Here is a 15800-nt window from a genome sequence, read left to right as displayed (position 1 = left end):
AAATGTCAAATCAGGTCAAAACATCCATCAGCCGGGGCACTTCCACTTGCTATCACTGCGGGGAGGAATGCAAAGATGAAATTCTCCATGTTGGTGAAAAGGATTTTTGCTGTACAGGCTGTAAACTTGTCTTTGAAGTCCTGAGCGAAAGTGACTTGTGCACTTATTATGATATTGCTGAAAAGCCGGGATTGAGCCAAAAATCAATTTCCGGAAGAGCCAACAGATTCGATTACCTCGATGACTCGGACATTGTCCGGAAATTGGTTGACTTCCAAAACAGCGAAGAGACCCATATCACTTTTTCTATTCCTTTGATCCACTGCGCGTCCTGTATTTGGCTTCTTGAAAATCTCCATAAGCTTCACCCGGGGATTGTGTCCGGAAGGGTTGATTTCATCAAAAAGAAAGTCCAGGTCAAATACCTGCAAGACAAAATCAGTCTCAAAGAATTGGTCAGACTGCTATCCCGAATCGGATATGAGCCCACCCTCAACCTAGCTGATGCGGACAAAAAAACGGTTCAATTCACTGATAATAAACTTATTTATAAACTAGCTGTTGCAGGATTTTGCTTCGGTAACATGATGCTTTTCAGCTTGCCGGAGTACTTTGCTGAGGCAGAATTACTTGGGGAGGGATTCAAAAAAACATTCAATTACCTCAATGTCATGCTTTCTTTGCCGGTATTTTTTTATGCTGCGACCGATTACTATCGCTCCGCATGGCTTTCTATCCGCAACAAAGCTGTCAATATGGATGTGCCAATCGCTATAGGTATTGTTACCTTATTTACTTATAGCCTCTTCGATATTTTCTTGCTTGGAAATGAAGGCTATATGGATACCTTGGGTGGTTTGCTTTTCTTTCTTTTGATAGGCAAATATTACCAACAGAAAACTTACGATACGCTTTCATTTGACAGGGATTACAAATCCTATTTTCCTGTTGCCGTCACCAAATTGGTGAGGGATGAGGAAGAAGTCATTCCTTTGATCAAGCTGAACGTCGGCGACATTATCAGAGTCCGAAATGAAGAATTGATACCGGCTGACAGCATACTTTTAGAGGGAGAAGCTTTTGTTGATTACAGTTTTGTGACAGGGGAGGAAGTTCCTGTAGCCAAAAGAAAAGGTGAATTGATCTATGCAGGCGGAAGGCAAAAAGGGAAATCGCTGACCTTGACTGTACAGAAGTCTCCTTCTCAGGGATACCTGACTGATTTGTGGAACAATGATTCCTTCGAGAAAGAAAAAGTCAATAGCCTGGAATCTCTGGCAAATAGGATTTCTGGTAAGTTCACGTTCACTGTTTTGGCCATTGCATTTGGAGCTTTGCTGTTCTGGGGATTTTCGGGACAGCTTTCTATGGGAGTGTTGGCGTTTACTTCAGTATTGATTATCACCTGCCCTTGTGCTTTGGCCATGTCTACGCCCTTTACTCTTGGCAATACGCTAAGGGTATTTGGCCAGGGGAAATTCTTTCTCAAAAATTCCCATGTCATTGAGAAACTTGCCAAAGTAGATACAGTGGTTTTTGATAAAACAGGAACCTTGACTTCTACCGCAGAAGCCTCAGTAAAATATTTCGGAGAGCCCCTTTCTGCAGAGTCCAAATCCATCATCAAATCCTTGGTAAGCCAATCCACCCACGCCTTGAGCAACCGGGTCAACACATGGCTTGGTGGTGTCCAAAATATCAAATTGGATGAGGTGGAGGAAATCGGCGGCAAAGGCCTCAGGACAATTTACAAATCACAAGAAATCAGATTGGGTTCTGCAGACTTTGTGGGAGCCGAGGTTAAAGGCTTGCCGGAAGGAGGGAACCTCGTATTTTTTGCTGTAGAGGGAACGCTTTTGGGATATTTCTTTATCCAAAGCGGTCTTCGCAAAGGGATTGAAAATGTAGTTTCTGATATCAAAGAGAAGTATCAGGTTCATTTCCTTTCAGGAGATCAGGACCATGAGCGGGTGAATTTGACCAAAGTTTTTGGTAATCATATCATGATGAACTTCAATCAAAGTCCGGGAGATAAGTTGGGTTATATCACAAACCTGAATCAAGGCGGTGCCCAAACCCTCATGATCGGAGATGGTCTCAATGACGCTGGAGCCCTAAGGGAAAGCCAGGTTGGCATTGCGTTGACAGACAAAATCACCAATTTTTCACCCGCTTCAGATGCGATTATGGACGCTGCAGTGATCCAAAAGCTTCCTGCTTTTTTGGATTTTACAAAAACCAGCAGAAAAATAATCAAAGCCAGTTTTGGACTGAGTTTTACCTACAATATAGTCGGGGTGTATTTCGCAGTGCAGGGATTGGTAAGTCCGGTATTTTGCGCCATCCTGATGCCCATCAGCAGTATTTCGGTAGTGGTGTTTACCACGCTGACCACCAATTATCTAGCCTACCGAAGGGGCTTAAAAGACAAAATCTGGTAACTATGGAAGTCATATTTATATTGATCGCAATCAGTCTCATTCTCGCAGGATCTTTCCTATACCTGTTTTTCAGGGCCATGAAAGGAGGGCAGTTTGATGACAACCATACCCCGGCCATCCGGATCTTATTTGAAAATGAACCAAAAACCAAAGATAAAAAAGAACCATTACCATCACCATCAATAAAATCAAAGTAAGTATGCCAGGAACAACACTTGAACAGTTCAGTTACGACAATAAGATCGTAAAGTACTTCGGCGTCGCCACCATAGCTTGGGGCATTGTCGGAATGTTGGTCGGGGTCTTAGCAGCCACCCAGCTGTTTTTGCCCGAGGCCAATTTGGGAAATCCCTACACCACCTTTGGAAGAATCAGACCGCTACATACCAATGCGGTGATTTTTGCCTTTGTGGGCAATGCGATTTTCGCGGGGATTTATTACTCCATGCCCAGACTATTGAAAACACCCATGTGGAGCAAAGCACTCAGTTGGTTCCACTTTTGGGGTTGGCAATTGATCATCCTTTTAGCTGCTATCACCCTTCCTTTAGGTTTGACTACCTCTAAGGAATATGCAGAATTGGAATGGCCGATTGACATTTTGATAGCTGTAGTATGGGTTGCTTTTGGTGCCAATATGATTGGTGCCCTGATCAAAAGAAGAGAAAAGCACATGTATGTGGCCATTTGGTTCTATTTGGCTTCTTTCGTCACCGTGGCAGTTCTCCACATCTTCAATTCCCTTGCTTTGCCGGTTTCTCTTTTCAAGAGTTATTCCGCCTATGCAGGTGTTCAAGATGCATTGGTTCAGTGGTGGTACGGGCACAATGCTGTTGCATTCTTCCTAACCACACCATTCTTGGGATTGATGTATTACTATTTGCCAAAAGCAGCTAATAGGCCTGTCTATTCTTACAAGTTATCTATTGTCCACTTTTGGTCCTTGATTTTCTTGTACATCTGGGCCGGACCTCACCATTTGCTCTACACGGCCTTGCCTGAATGGGCACAGGTCTTGGGTACGGTTTTCTCAGTGATGTTGCTTGCCCCATCATGGGGTGGGATGGTCAATGGACTTTTGACATTGAGAGGTGCTTGGGATAAGGTCCGTGTCGATCCTGTTCTGAAATTCATGGTCGTGGCAGTGACCGCTTACGGTATGTCGACTTTTGAAGGACCTTTGCTTTCACTGAAAAATGTGAATGCCATTGCCCACTATACTGACTGGATAGTAGCACACGTGCACATCGGAGGTTTGGGCTGGAATGGTTTCTTCACTTTTGCCATGTTGTATTGGTTATGGCCAAAAATGTGGAAGACAAACCTTTACTCTACCAAGTTGGCAACCACCCACTTTTGGATGGGTACTATAGGGATTATTTTCTATGCCCTTCCTATGTATGTCGCAGCTTTGACGCAGTCATTGATGTGGAAAGAATTTACCGAGGCAGGTAGATTGGCTTATCCTAACTTCTTGGAGACAGTCATCCAAATCAAACCAATGTATATGTTGAGGGCTTTTGGTGGTGTATTGTATCTCGCCGGAGCATTCCTTTTGGTATACAATATGGTAAAAACTGCGCAACAGGGTTCATTTATGGCAGAGGAAGCTGATGAGGCTCCTGCTTTGAAACCCCATGTAAAAGTTGCAGGAGAGTATTGGCATAGAGCATGGGAGAGAAAACCTGTTTTCTTTACCATTTTGGCGACCATAGCCATTTTGATAGGGGGAGCAATAGAGATCATTCCTACAATCTTGGTAAAATCAAATGTGCCGACGATTTCCAGTGTCATGCCTTACACCCCACTTGAACTTCAGGGAAGGGATTTGTATATCTCCCACGGTTGTGTGGGCTGCCACTCCCAGATGATCAGACCTTTCCGTTCGGAGACTGAGCGCTATGGGGAATATTCCAAAGCAGGTGAGTTTGTCTATGACAGGCCATTCCTGTGGGGTTCCAAGCGAACCGGTCCGGATTTGCACAGAGAAGGAGGTAAGTATCCTGACAGCTGGCATTACCTTCATATGGTAGATCCTACCTCCATGTCTCCAGGATCATTGATGCCACCTTATCCTTGGTTGGCTACCAATATCATGGATCATTCAGACCTTCCTGCTAAAATCAGAACGCTACAAAAACTGGGTGTACCCTATCCGGAAGGATTTGATGAACAAGCCAATGCGGACCTGACTTTACAGGCTAATAAGATTGCCGCTAACCTGAAATCTGCAGGTGTTGAGGTGATGCCAGAATCTGAAATGGTAGCCTTGATCGCTTATTTGCAGCGCTTGGGTACAGACATCAAAAAAACAACAGCTTCCAATCCTTAAATTTCAGGACCATGAAAAAAGAGATATTAAGTTCCATCGAGAACATAGAAATCTATCCCATCATCTCCTTGTTGATCTTCGTGATTTTCTTCATAGGAATGTTCATTTGGGTGATCAAAGTCGACAAGAAATACGTCGACCACATGAAGGAAATGCCATTCAATGACGAACCGCAAAATCTTGGAGGCTATGAAAAAGTTTAAATCCTTCTTCCTTCTATTGACAGGGATGTTTGCTGCCCTACCTGCTTTCGCCCAAACAAGCGAATCTACGTGGTTTGCCAACCTTCAAAGTATGGACCCTACCCAGCTTACACTTTTGGTGATCCTTGGTGTTGTTCTTGGCATCATTGTACTGCTGTTGGTCTTGATGATATACCTGATAACCTTCATGTCAGCGGTATTCAAAAAAGAAAATTCCGAAATGGCAAGTCAGCCTACTTGGTGGGATGAGTTCAAGATCAAATACGTCACAGGAACAATGAAGCCTGTAGGTGGCAAAGAAGAAAAGCAAAAGATGCTCGATCATAGTTATGACGGCATTGTAGAACTTGATAACCACATGCCGCCCTGGTTGGCCAATGTGTTTTTTCTAACCATTGGGATAGCCGTAGTTTATTTCATGTACTATACTGTACTTGGAATAGGACCGACCCAACTTGAGGAATATGAAGAGGAACACAGGATTGCTGCGATTCAGATAGAAGAATATAAAGCGCTTGCCGTCAGTAACATTGATGAAACCACGGTGGTATTCGATGAAACTCCCGCTGCCATCGCAGCTGGACAGAGCATCTACAGTGCCAATTGTGTGGCTTGCCACGCCGCAGATGGAGGCGGTGGTGTAGGTTCCAACTTGACTGATGAATTCTGGAAGCACGGTGGATCTATCAATGACATCTTCAAAGTGATCAAATACGGGGTGGTAGAAAAGGGAATGATTCCATGGCAGGACCAGTTGAGCCCTGAACAAATGCAACAGGTCTCTAGCTTTGTCAAGACACTTCAAGGGACTACCCCGGCCAATCCTAAAGAAGCAGAAGGCGAAAGATACGTTCCTGGCGGAGCTGCAGAACCGGCTAAAACTGATTCATTGGCCGTTCCTGTCATAGTCGAGGCAATTGCAGAAGTCAAATAAAAAATTACCTCTGGGAGGGCTTTCCTCTCAGGGGTTAAAATTACCAAATCAAAGCTTGGTTAATTTTATTTTAAGCCAACATATTATGAGTAAGATTAATCCAAATTTGAATCCTGACAATTTTCGTGATTCGCTAGCCTCAGTCAGTTCGGAAGGAAAGCGAAACTGGATCTATCCAAAAAAAGTTTCCGGCAAATTTTATAAATGGAGGACATATCTTTCATGGGTACTCTTGGCGATTTTATTTGCGGGGCCTTTTATTCAGGTAGGAGGCAGGCCTTACATGCTTTTCAATGTCTTTGAAAGAAAATTCATCATTTTTGGAGCAGCATTTTGGCCTCAGGATACACATTTGCTGATATTCCTGTTATTGATCTTTTTTATTTTCATCATCCTTTTTACTGCAGTATTCGGAAGGATATTCTGTGGATGGGCCTGCCCGCAAACTTTGTTTTTGGAAATGGTGTTCCGAAAAATAGAGTATGCTATCGAAGGGGATGCCAACCAACAAAGGAAGCTGGATGCAATGCCTTGGAACAGCGAGAAAATCTGGAAGAAAGGTTTGAAGATGACCATTTTCATTATGATATCCCTTTTGATTTCACATTTGGTGATGGCGTACCTGATCGGTGTGGACCAGGTGATGGAGATTGTCAGTCAGCCGCCTTCAGCGCACATGGCTGGATTTATTGGATTGATGGCATTTACAGGAATTTTCCTTTTTGTGTTTTCATGGTTCAGAGAGCAGGCATGTATTGTGGTCTGTCCATATGGAAGGCTTCAGGGAGTTTTACTCGATGCCAACTCCATCAACGTCACCTATGATCATGTCAGGGGAGAGCCTCGTGGCCTAATCCGCAAAAATAAAATAGAAGAAGCGCCCAAAGGTGATTGTGTAGATTGTGGACTTTGTGTACAGGTTTGTCCTACAGGGATAGACATCAGAAACGGTGTGCAGATGGAATGCGTCAATTGTACCGCCTGTATTGATGTCTGTGATGAGGTTATGGTCAAGGTGGACAGACCGGAGGGACTGATCCGATATGCATCTGACAACAGTGTGATGCACCGAACCCAAAAGCTGATTACCCCAAGGGTAAAAGCCTATTCAGCCATGTTGGTGATATTGCTTGCCGCCTTTATCGCTTTGATCGCAACAAGGGAGGATTTGGCTGCGACCGTGACTAGGTTTAGAGGGATGACTTATCAGGCCCGCGAGACCGGTCAGATCAGTAATCTCTACGAAGTCAGTTTCATCAACAAAACATTTGATGCACAACAGGTAGCGCTCGTTGCAGAAAATGGGAAATACCAAGTAGAAGTAGTCGGTGACCAAAAATGGACATTGAATGGGCAGGCAAAATTTGATGGCAGGTTTTTTCTGATCAAAGACCAAAAAGACATGCTTGTCAATCAGGAAGACGTGACATTGCTGCTGATGCAAAACGGAGAAGTAATTGACAGGATCAGTACAAGTTTCGTCGGGCCGGTTTTTAGTAATCAGTGATCAGTTTGCAGTGATCAGTTTGCAGTAATCAGTAATCAGTGGTCAGTGATCAGTTTACAGTAATTAGTAATCAGTTTGCAGTACCAGTTAAACAGTTAACCAAATAACCCTTAACCAAATAACCCTTAACCAATAACCAATTAATCAAATAACCAATTAATCAAATAACCAAAAAAATGGACTGGGGAAAAGGAATAGTAATCACATTAGTAGTATTCGTTAGCTTGATGGTGGGTTTGGTGATCGTCTGCGTCAAGCAGGATGATATCCATCTCGTGACCCAAAATTATTACGAAGAGGAAATCAAATATCAGGATCAAATAGAAAAGATGATCAATGCCAATTCTCTCGACTATAAGGTTTTGTCGTATGACAACCAACTCAAAAAAGTGGACCTAAAACTTCCAGTTGGAGCAAAAGGAACCCTTCATTTATTCAGGCCTTCAGACGCGAGGTTGGACCAAAAAATCACTTTTGACATATCCGACATAAATGCCAAAGCCTATGATCTGAAAAGCCTGAAGCCGGGTTACTGGAAGGTAAAACTTACTTGGTCTGAAAATGGAGTGGATTATTTTCACGAAGAAAAAATCAATATTTAAATGATCTGGACGGCGTTTTTATTGGGATTTTTGGGTTCTTTTCACTGCCTAGGCATGTGTGGGCCCATTGCTTTGGCGGTATCCGCCAAAGACAATTCCCGATTTCTCCGCAATAAAATCATTTATAACTTAGGCCGGACGGTCACTTATTCCATTTTGGGAGCTCTGATCGGATTGATTGGTTTTTCTCTTGCATTGGCTGGAATTCAGCAATGGATTTCCATAGGAATGGGAGCAATGATTTTATTAATGGCATTTTTTTACAAAAGTTCTGAAAGATTCATCACCCAATCCGGCTTGTATGGTGGGGTGAATAAATTGAAATCCAAGTTGGGTTATTTTCTTAAAAAAGGAGGAACACCTGCCTTTTTTGCATCCGGACTACTCAATGGACTGCTTCCCTGCGGCATGGTATACATTGCCTTGATTGCATCACTCGCTCTCCAAAGCCCACTTGATGGGGCGATGTATATGTTCTTTTTTGGATTGGGGACTACTCCGATGTTGGTGATGGTCATGATTTCGGGTAAGATTCTTTCCCTTTCTATCCGAACCAAATTGACCAATGCGCTTCCTTATTTTGCGATGTTTATCGGTTTACTTTTTATCGTTAGGGGATTAGGATTGGGCATACCCTATATCAGTCCCAAGCTTCCCATATATAGTGAAGGAAATCTGACAACGGAGATTACGGTTTGTCATTGATTTACAAATATTTTTCAGATTGTTTCATGTTTGAATTACAACCTCATTTCATTGGGTTTTGGTAACCTGTTTTTGCAAAATTTCTGAATATGGATTGGATTCTTTGGAAAACAAAAAAGCCGGTCTGATACTTCAAACCGGCTTTTTCAATCTACTTGACATTTAACCTTACTCTATTTTTATCTCAAAATAGTATTCCTGACCGTTTGGATACAAGCCAAGGATAACAATTTCTTCTCCGACATTGTCTTTTAATACATCTACCAATTGCTCGGAGTTGGTGATTTTGTACCTACCACCTGAACCAATCACCGAGGTGATGATAAATCCGGGTTTGGCACCCGATTTCCTCCAATTGTCATCTTCCACTGATGTGATGCCGGCTCCGCCTTCTATGCTAAGTCTTTCTTTCATCTCACCTTTTATATCTTCAAAGGTCACCCCGTTGAAGCTTACGATTTTTGGAGGAACCACCTTTACTATGTTGGTGTCACCTGAGATATTTTTGAGCATACCCGTTGCTTTGGCTTCTTTTCCATTTCTCAGGTATTTGATTTCAACTTTGTCTCCCGGACGTTTTCTTGCGACCATCTCTTGAAGTTTTGCAACGTTGTTTGTCTCCACGCCATCTATTCCGATGATGACATCACCTGATTTTAATCCGGCTTCTTCCCCACCGCCTCCTTTGTTGACATCAATTACATAGACTCCTCTCGAAGTGGTCAATCCTCCTGAAAGATTTTCGTCTAATCTAGAAATGTCCTGAATTTGTACCCCAAGCAATCCTCTCTGCACCGCTCCATATTCCAATAGGTCATCCATTACCTTTTTGACAATAGAACTTGGAACTGCAAATGCGTAACCAGTAAATGTACCTGAACTGTTATTGGAGGCAATAGCAGTGTTAATTCCAATCAGTTCTCCGCCAAGGTTTACCAAAGCTCCACCTGAATTACCACGGTTCACCACAGCATCTGTCTGCAGAAATGATTCTACTTGAAGGTTGTTTTCCAAATCTCTTAGGATGCCGATATTTCTGGCTTTGGCACTGATGATGCCCGCAGTTACAGTTGAAGTCAAGTCAAAAGGATTGCCTACTGCCAATACCCATTCACCAACTTTAATCCTATCTGAATCGCCAAATTTTACAAATCGCAAACCTTTTGCTTCAATTTTAAGCAAAGCCAAATCTGTGGTAGGGTCTGTGCCGATCACTCGAGCGGTATATCTTGTATTGTCCTCCAAGGAGATATCGATCTTGGTGGCATTTTCGATGACGTGGTTATTGGTCACTATATAGCCATCTTCGGAAATGATAACTCCGGATCCTGAACTCATGGCCTCTCTTGGCTGCATTTCCCTTTCAGGATTACGAAAACCAAAAAACTCTTCAAAAGGATCTGAACCTCTTTGGCTTTGTGAGACAGTCACGCTACTTTTCACGTGGACCACTGCCGGGGTGACCGCCGCTGCCGAGGCGACGAAGTTGATCCCGTCAGGTACATTAAATTTTTCATCAGACAACGAATTTACCAAACTTGTATTCTGTTTGTCGGTAAAATTGGTCGCTGAATTTGGACTGAATAGGTAGCTTGCCCCTGCAAGGGCAATCACTCCACCTATGAGGGAAGCAAGGATGATTCCCAAGAAAAACTGCTTTTTATTCATTTTGATAGTGATTTAAGTTCTGGTTTGTACACGAAATTTACATCCTCCTGTTAAGATATGCCAAGTTTATTTACGGAAATCCACCAAGTATTTAACAAGGATTAACAGAATGACGCAAAAATGGAAGTCCTCCACTACAGTACAACAAAAAAACAGGAAGTGGGTTTCCCCACTTGCCTTATTTTACTTCAATTTTTGCTGTGTTAACTTTTTTTTCAGCCTTCGGCAAATTGATTTTGAGCAAACCATCCTCATAAACAGCCTCAATACTTTCAGAATTGACATTATCAGGCAAATGGAATGACCTTGTAAACGAGCCAAAATGAGTTTCTAATGAATGGAAATTTTTTCCGTCTTTCTTTTCCTCCAGTTTCCTTTCTCCGGATACGGTAAGTCTTCCATCCGTCAAGTCGAGGTTGAAATCTGTTTTTTTCATTCCGGGGACAGAAACATGGAGCTCATATTTGCTTTCATCTTCGGCAATGTCTACCGCTGGAGTGAACTGCTTGAGGTTTTGACCGATAGAGTCATTGAAGAATCTATCCAAAAGATTACTGAAAGTTGCCGGATAAGCTGGGTCGAGTTGGTTGTATTTTACAAGTTTCATGATTGTGATATTTAGGTTAAATCAGTTTTATCTACACAAATTCATTTATTAAATTTTGTACCAACTGAAAAAACAAGCCATTTTGACACTTAATTCTCTTATTCCCCTTTTAATTCAGTCATTTTGACGTGATTTGTTACTTTTAAAGTGTTTATTGCTTTGGTAAAACACTTGGAAATTTAAACATGGACGGGAGGTAACATTTTGGCTGAAATGCCTAATCTCCTTACATTTAGAATGAAAAAATTGCACTCATGAACAACAGTAGGATTATTTTTCTTCTTCTTTTTTCCTTTTTAGTCTGTTTTTCAGGCAAAGCACAGGATATTCCTGTGATAGGTTCTATAGACAGTTTGCTTGAACTGAACGTGGAAGAACAATTGAAAGAGGCTGTTGCGGAGTCAAGACCTTCTTTGGAAGGAAGTATCAAAAAGGTGCAAGCTTATACCATCGCACTCAACAGCATGAATCAGGTATTGAAAAAAGGACTTGATACTGTTCAGATCATGCAGGCGATACCTGATGCCCAAAGAATATTGAATAGGATTACGGAAACGCTTTCACCGGAGAATACGAGAATAAACCTCCGGTACCTTACAGCCTTGGAGAATGTCTTAGCTTACACCGATAGGAGAGTTAAGGATGTGGATCTTTTGATTTTTGCCAGAATAGAAGAATTGGTGGCTCTCAAAGAAAAAATGGACAGTATCCAAAATGATGATCTTTTGAAATATAGTTTCAGAGACACCACCATGTTGGTCGAATACCAAGTTTCTATTAAGTCCTTGAAGTCAAAGGTCCATGACATCGATAGCGCACTCAACAATCAAAGAATATTGACGGCGGTCTTTCAAACAAGGGTTTCGACCATTTTGAATGATATTGATTTGAGGGTGGAGGATTTGAGACAGGCCCGCATCCAATTGGAGCGAACGCTATTTGATAAAGAGAATAATTTTATTTGGGAACCCAAGGACTTTCCAAATGCAACCCGCTTATGGGATGTTTTTAATGAGGCTTTGTGGATTAACAAATGGTTTGTGGGAAATTATCTGTCAAGAAATATTCCTATGACAATCTTTTTGATAGGTCTGGTTTTTTTGCTTCATTATTATATTCGCCAAAACATTAAAAAAATCCGTGTTGAAAAAGAATTTGCAGCGATAATTTTTGGCCGATTAAAATACCTTCACAGACATCCCTTTCTTTCGTCTCTGGTGGTAATTATCGCCCTTTCCCCATTTTTCTATCCCTATCCGCCGGCTGTTTTTTTGTCGCTGCTTCTATTTATTCTGGTCACCATCTCCACGATTCTCATTAAAAACCGTCTTTCTTCAAAGGCCTTCAGGCTTTGGATGGTGGTTTATTTCCTCTTTTTCATCAGTGTTTTAAGCAACCTTTATTGGCAAGTGGCCTTTCAGGAAAGATGGCATTTATTGGTATTCAATATGCTTGGAATTTTCTTAGGATGGAAAATGATCAAACTTCAGGAACACAAAGAGGAAAATCTTCCGCCTTATCTCAATAAGATGGTGGCCATTTACATGATTTTTGAAGCTGTTTCATTAGTGGCAAACATATTTGGAAGATTCAGTCTGTCAAAAATGATCGGCATTGTGGGGTCCATCAGTTTGTTGCATGCCGTGAGCTTGATAATTTTTGTGATCATACTAAAAGAAATCATTTATATCCAGATTGAGGTCAGCAAAAAGACAGGGGAAGGATTTACATCTGTGGTCGCATTTTATGATATCCAAAAAAGGGTCAACAAGTTTTTTACTTACCTCGCCATTCTGATATGGGGTTATTTCTTCTTGGAAAGCCTTCATCTGAGGGATTCATTTCTTGAATCACTGTTTTCTTTTTTGGACAAACCAAGACAAATTCTAAATGCATCCTTTAACTATTCGCAGATCGCTGTCTTTATTCTGATCATTTACCTGTCTTCCTTTTTGGCGAATACCATCGGATATATTGCTTCTCTGAAGGATGAACAACAAGGTGCAGAAAGAAGTAAACGGTTAGGTTCGTCCATTCTCTTGATCAGGTTGGCCATCTTTACTTTAGGGTTTTTAATGGCGGTAGCCGCTTCAGGGATTCCTGTAGATAAAATCACCATTATCCTTGGTGCCCTCTCTGTAGGTATTGGTTTTGGTTTACAGACTATCGTCAATAACCTCGTCTCCGGGATTATTCTCGCCTTTGAAAGACCCATACAAATTGGAGATACCATACAAGTAGGCACTGTGGAGGGCGTAGTCAAGGATATTGGAATCCGTGCAAGCAAAATCAGAAATTGGGATGGCGCCGAGGTGATAATTCCCAATGGTGATCTTTTGGCGCATCACCTGACCAATTGGACACTTTCTGATAAGACACGGAGGGTAGAACTCACTATTGGTGTGGCTTATGATTCTGACATGGATTTGGTGACAGAACTGATCCAAAAGCAATTGGTGGCAGAAGAAATTATGAATCTGCCTTCGCCAAAGGTTTTTTTACAGACTTTTGGAGACAGTTCAGTTAATTTCCGGGTACTTTTTTGGGTCAATGATGTGGATATCTGGGTTTTGATTAAAGATCAGGTGATGCGTGGGATTTTCAAATCATTTAAAGAAAACGGCATTGAGATTCCCTTTCCCCAAAGAGACCTTCATGTCAAAAATTTCCCTGGGCTGATAGGAGAAAAAATCATGAAGCCGGGAGAAATAAGCCCCGAAGATAAGCCAAAAGCAAAACCTCCCACTGACCCTGATAAAAAATAGGCTAAAAGCCTATTTTGAACGCTGCCTGATAGCCTCATAGATTACCACGCCTGCCGAAACGGAGACATTGAGACTTCCGATGTTTCCTGACATAGGGATTTTGACAAACTCATCGCTAAGTCCTGTAAGCTCGGGAGAGATCCCGTCTTCTTCAGAACCCAAAATCAGAGCCGTAGGGATAGAAAAATCGGCTTCATACATAAGCCTCTCGGTTTTTTCGCTGACCGAAATGACATGGAGCCCCATTTTTTTGAGATCCTTGACTGTATAATATAAATTTTTGACCCTGCAGATGGGGAGGTGATTCAATGCTCCTGCAGAGGTTTTGACAGCATCTGAGTTGATTTGGGCTGCGCCTTTTTCAGGAATCACAATCGCATGTACCCCGGCACAATCAGCTGTCCGGGCTATGGCGCCGAAGTTTCTCACATCGGTGATTCTATCCAAAACCAAAATCAACGGGGAAATTCCTTTTGAAAAACATTCTTCAATGACATTGTCCAAGGAAGCATATTCAATGGAAGACATATGGGCTACTACACCCTGATGGTTTTTTCTGGTGATCCTGTTCAGCTTGGCATCAGGGACACGGACAACGGGGATTTTCTCGTCTTTTGCCAGTTTGAGGAGTTCTTTGACAAGTTCATTGTTGACTTCTTTGTCAATCAAAATCTTGTCTATTTCCTTGTGGGCAAGGATTGCTTCCATCACCGCCCTTGTACCGAATATGAAATCCTTTTCCTGTTCGCCTTTGTTGATCAGAAATCCATCTGCGCGTTTCTCCATAATGTGATACTTTTAAACCATTCGGGCTGCAAAGCCCTTGACCTGTTGAGTGTATAAAAACTTGGCGTCAGAATATTTTTGACCCGCGCAAAGGTAAAGGTTATTTTTGAAATTGACTCAGGTGTTCCATATGACCAAGTCTCGCCATCTAGGCGGAAATAAACCTCATTTGGAGGGCCCATCACAACATACACCATCCCCCGGTCCGTTTTCCATCCTTCTTTGAAATCAGTAAATAGGATATTGGCAAATTCAATCTGCTTGAAATATTCCTTGATGAGTTTTTTGGCGGAAACGGTGTCTTTGGTCAAAGTGTACCAATATTGGTCTAAGGCTATTTTTTTATCTTCAGCTTCTTTGAGCAGTTCATGTTCCCTTCTGGTGGAAATATAGGTGACCATATCGACCATCTCTTCATAATCCTTAACCCTTGGGAAGACATTATGGACGGTTTTCAGCAATGCACCCTGTGTGGAATTGGTGTCTGACTGGATAAAATAGTACCCGATTCCTGAAAATGTTTTTGGCATATTGGCTAGAAAGCTCCCTTGATATTCCACTTTCACCTCTCTTGGTACAGGCGCAGGCCGGATTTCCATCGGAGGCATCGGAACATCAAATGTGGCAGGATAGAAGAAAGTATGGAGATTGACTACGCCTCTTCCTTTGAATTCCACAGGTTCGTTTTGGATCAAAAAGGTCTGGTCAAATGGCACCCTGTCCTCGTAATAAAGCCCAAAATTGGAATGGCCAAAAATGAAGGGGCTGATAAGGTCCATTTGGTAGTAATATTCATCTCCTTGGCGGGTGTCTACGGCTTTGAGCAACGCAATGGCCGTTTGTTGGCCTTCAGGGACAGTAACTCTTTTCTCAAAATAATAGTGGTACTCCGTTTCACGGATAATATCCTCTTCGGTCAGCTTGATGAGATTTTGGTCAGTGATGGGTTCCTGAAAACCCGACAATACCCCATAAGAAAATGTGTAGCTGTCAAATTCAATCTCGTCCTCGATCTTTTCGACGGGCATCTGAAGCAGGAAAGTCCTGTTTGGTTCTTCGATGGGGATGATTTTGAGAGAAAGTCTCGAGTACCGCGAATACCTCAGGGCCTGATTGATCGTTTCGAGATTTTGTTGGGCAAAAGTGAATAATGGAATGCAAAAGAGAAATAACACAAAACCTGAAATTGGCTTTATTTTGTTGCTGATTTTTTGTCCTATCATCTTGTATTAAAAATTAACCTTATTTTT

The 15800-nt window shown here is 42.1% G+C and carries 13 protein-coding genes; 9 read left to right on the top strand and 4 right to left on the bottom strand.

Annotation, left to right across the window (positions count from 1 at the left end):
• Positions 1-2: 2 nt before the first annotated feature.
• The 8 genes from MMU05_RS13370 (at position 3) to MMU05_RS13335 (ending at position 8724) form a co-directional block, all read left to right on the top strand.
• Positions 3-2441, top strand: a complete 2439-nt coding sequence (locus MMU05_RS13370; protein WP_241142178.1) for a heavy metal translocating P-type ATPase — start codon at positions 3-5, stop codon at positions 2439-2441.
• Between the two features lie 2 nt (positions 2442-2443).
• The gene (gene ccoS, locus MMU05_RS13365; RefSeq protein ID WP_241142177.1) at positions 2444-2638 is read left to right on the top strand and encodes a cbb3-type cytochrome oxidase assembly protein CcoS; all 195 of its coding nucleotides are present in this window, start codon (positions 2444-2446) and stop codon (positions 2636-2638) included.
• 2 nt (positions 2639-2640) lie between these two features.
• The gene (ccoN, locus tag MMU05_RS13360) at positions 2641-4773 is read left to right on the top strand and encodes a cytochrome-c oxidase, cbb3-type subunit I (RefSeq protein ID WP_241142176.1); all 2133 of its coding nucleotides are present in this window, start codon (positions 2641-2643) and stop codon (positions 4771-4773) included.
• 11 nt (positions 4774-4784) lie between these two features.
• The gene (locus MMU05_RS13355) at positions 4785-4976 is read left to right on the top strand and encodes a cbb3-type cytochrome c oxidase subunit 3 (protein WP_241142175.1); all 192 of its coding nucleotides are present in this window, start codon (positions 4785-4787) and stop codon (positions 4974-4976) included.
• Positions 4963-5910 (top strand): cbb3-type cytochrome c oxidase N-terminal domain-containing protein, encoded by a 948-nt coding sequence (locus MMU05_RS13350; RefSeq protein WP_241142174.1) that lies wholly within the window; start codon positions 4963-4965, stop codon positions 5908-5910. Before MMU05_RS13355 ends, MMU05_RS13350 begins: the two co-directional genes overlap by 14 nt.
• Before the next feature lie 85 nt (positions 5911-5995).
• Positions 5996-7417, top strand: coding sequence for a cytochrome c oxidase accessory protein CcoG (gene ccoG / locus MMU05_RS13345; RefSeq protein WP_241142173.1), 1422 nt, complete (start codon positions 5996-5998; stop codon positions 7415-7417).
• 176 nt (positions 7418-7593) lie between these two features.
• The gene (locus MMU05_RS13340) at positions 7594-8019 is read left to right on the top strand and encodes a FixH family protein (RefSeq protein ID WP_241142172.1); all 426 of its coding nucleotides are present in this window, start codon (positions 7594-7596) and stop codon (positions 8017-8019) included.
• On the top strand, positions 8020-8724 hold the full coding sequence (locus MMU05_RS13335; RefSeq protein WP_241142171.1) for a sulfite exporter TauE/SafE family protein: 705 nt from the start codon (positions 8020-8022) through the stop codon (positions 8722-8724).
• Between the two features lie 168 nt (positions 8725-8892).
• Here MMU05_RS13335 and MMU05_RS13330 read toward each other — a convergent pair whose 3' ends face one another.
• Both MMU05_RS13330 and MMU05_RS13325 read right to left on the bottom strand, forming a co-directional pair.
• The gene (locus MMU05_RS13330; protein ID WP_241142170.1) at positions 8893-10392 is read right to left on the bottom strand and encodes a trypsin-like peptidase domain-containing protein; all 1500 of its coding nucleotides are present in this window, start codon (positions 10390-10392) and stop codon (positions 8893-8895) included.
• 178 nt (positions 10393-10570) lie between these two features.
• Positions 10571-10999 carry an Hsp20/alpha crystallin family protein gene (locus MMU05_RS13325; protein WP_241142169.1) on the bottom strand — a complete coding sequence of 143 codons (429 nt, stop codon included), beginning with the start codon at positions 10997-10999 and terminating at the stop codon, positions 10571-10573.
• Between the two features lie 254 nt (positions 11000-11253).
• Here MMU05_RS13325 and MMU05_RS13320 point away from each other — a divergent pair, with 254 nt between their 5' ends.
• Positions 11254-13764: a mechanosensitive ion channel family protein gene (locus MMU05_RS13320; RefSeq protein ID WP_241142168.1), complete on the top strand. Its 2511-nt coding sequence runs from the start codon at positions 11254-11256 to the stop codon at positions 13762-13764.
• A 9-nt stretch (positions 13765-13773) separates the two neighbouring features.
• On the opposite strand, the gene rlmB is transcribed toward MMU05_RS13320, so the two are convergent.
• Together rlmB and MMU05_RS13310 are read right to left on the bottom strand one after the other, a co-directional pair.
• The gene (rlmB, locus tag MMU05_RS13315) at positions 13774-14550 is read right to left on the bottom strand and encodes a 23S rRNA (guanosine(2251)-2'-O)-methyltransferase RlmB (RefSeq protein ID WP_241142167.1); all 777 of its coding nucleotides are present in this window, start codon (positions 14548-14550) and stop codon (positions 13774-13776) included.
• Positions 14523-15773 carry a GWxTD domain-containing protein gene (locus tag MMU05_RS13310; protein WP_241142166.1) on the bottom strand — a complete coding sequence of 417 codons (1251 nt, stop codon included), beginning with the start codon at positions 15771-15773 and terminating at the stop codon, positions 14523-14525. The genes rlmB and MMU05_RS13310 overlap by 28 nt, the downstream gene beginning before the upstream one ends.
• Between the last annotated feature and the right edge of the window lie 27 nt (positions 15774-15800).

This window comes from Cognataquiflexum rubidum (assembly GCF_022538115.1).
Taxonomy (GTDB): domain Bacteria; phylum Bacteroidota; class Bacteroidia; order Cytophagales; family Cyclobacteriaceae; genus Cognataquiflexum; species Cognataquiflexum rubidum.
The sequence above is the reverse complement of the archived record's forward strand: the minus strand, read 5'-3'. Positions and strand labels throughout refer to the sequence as shown.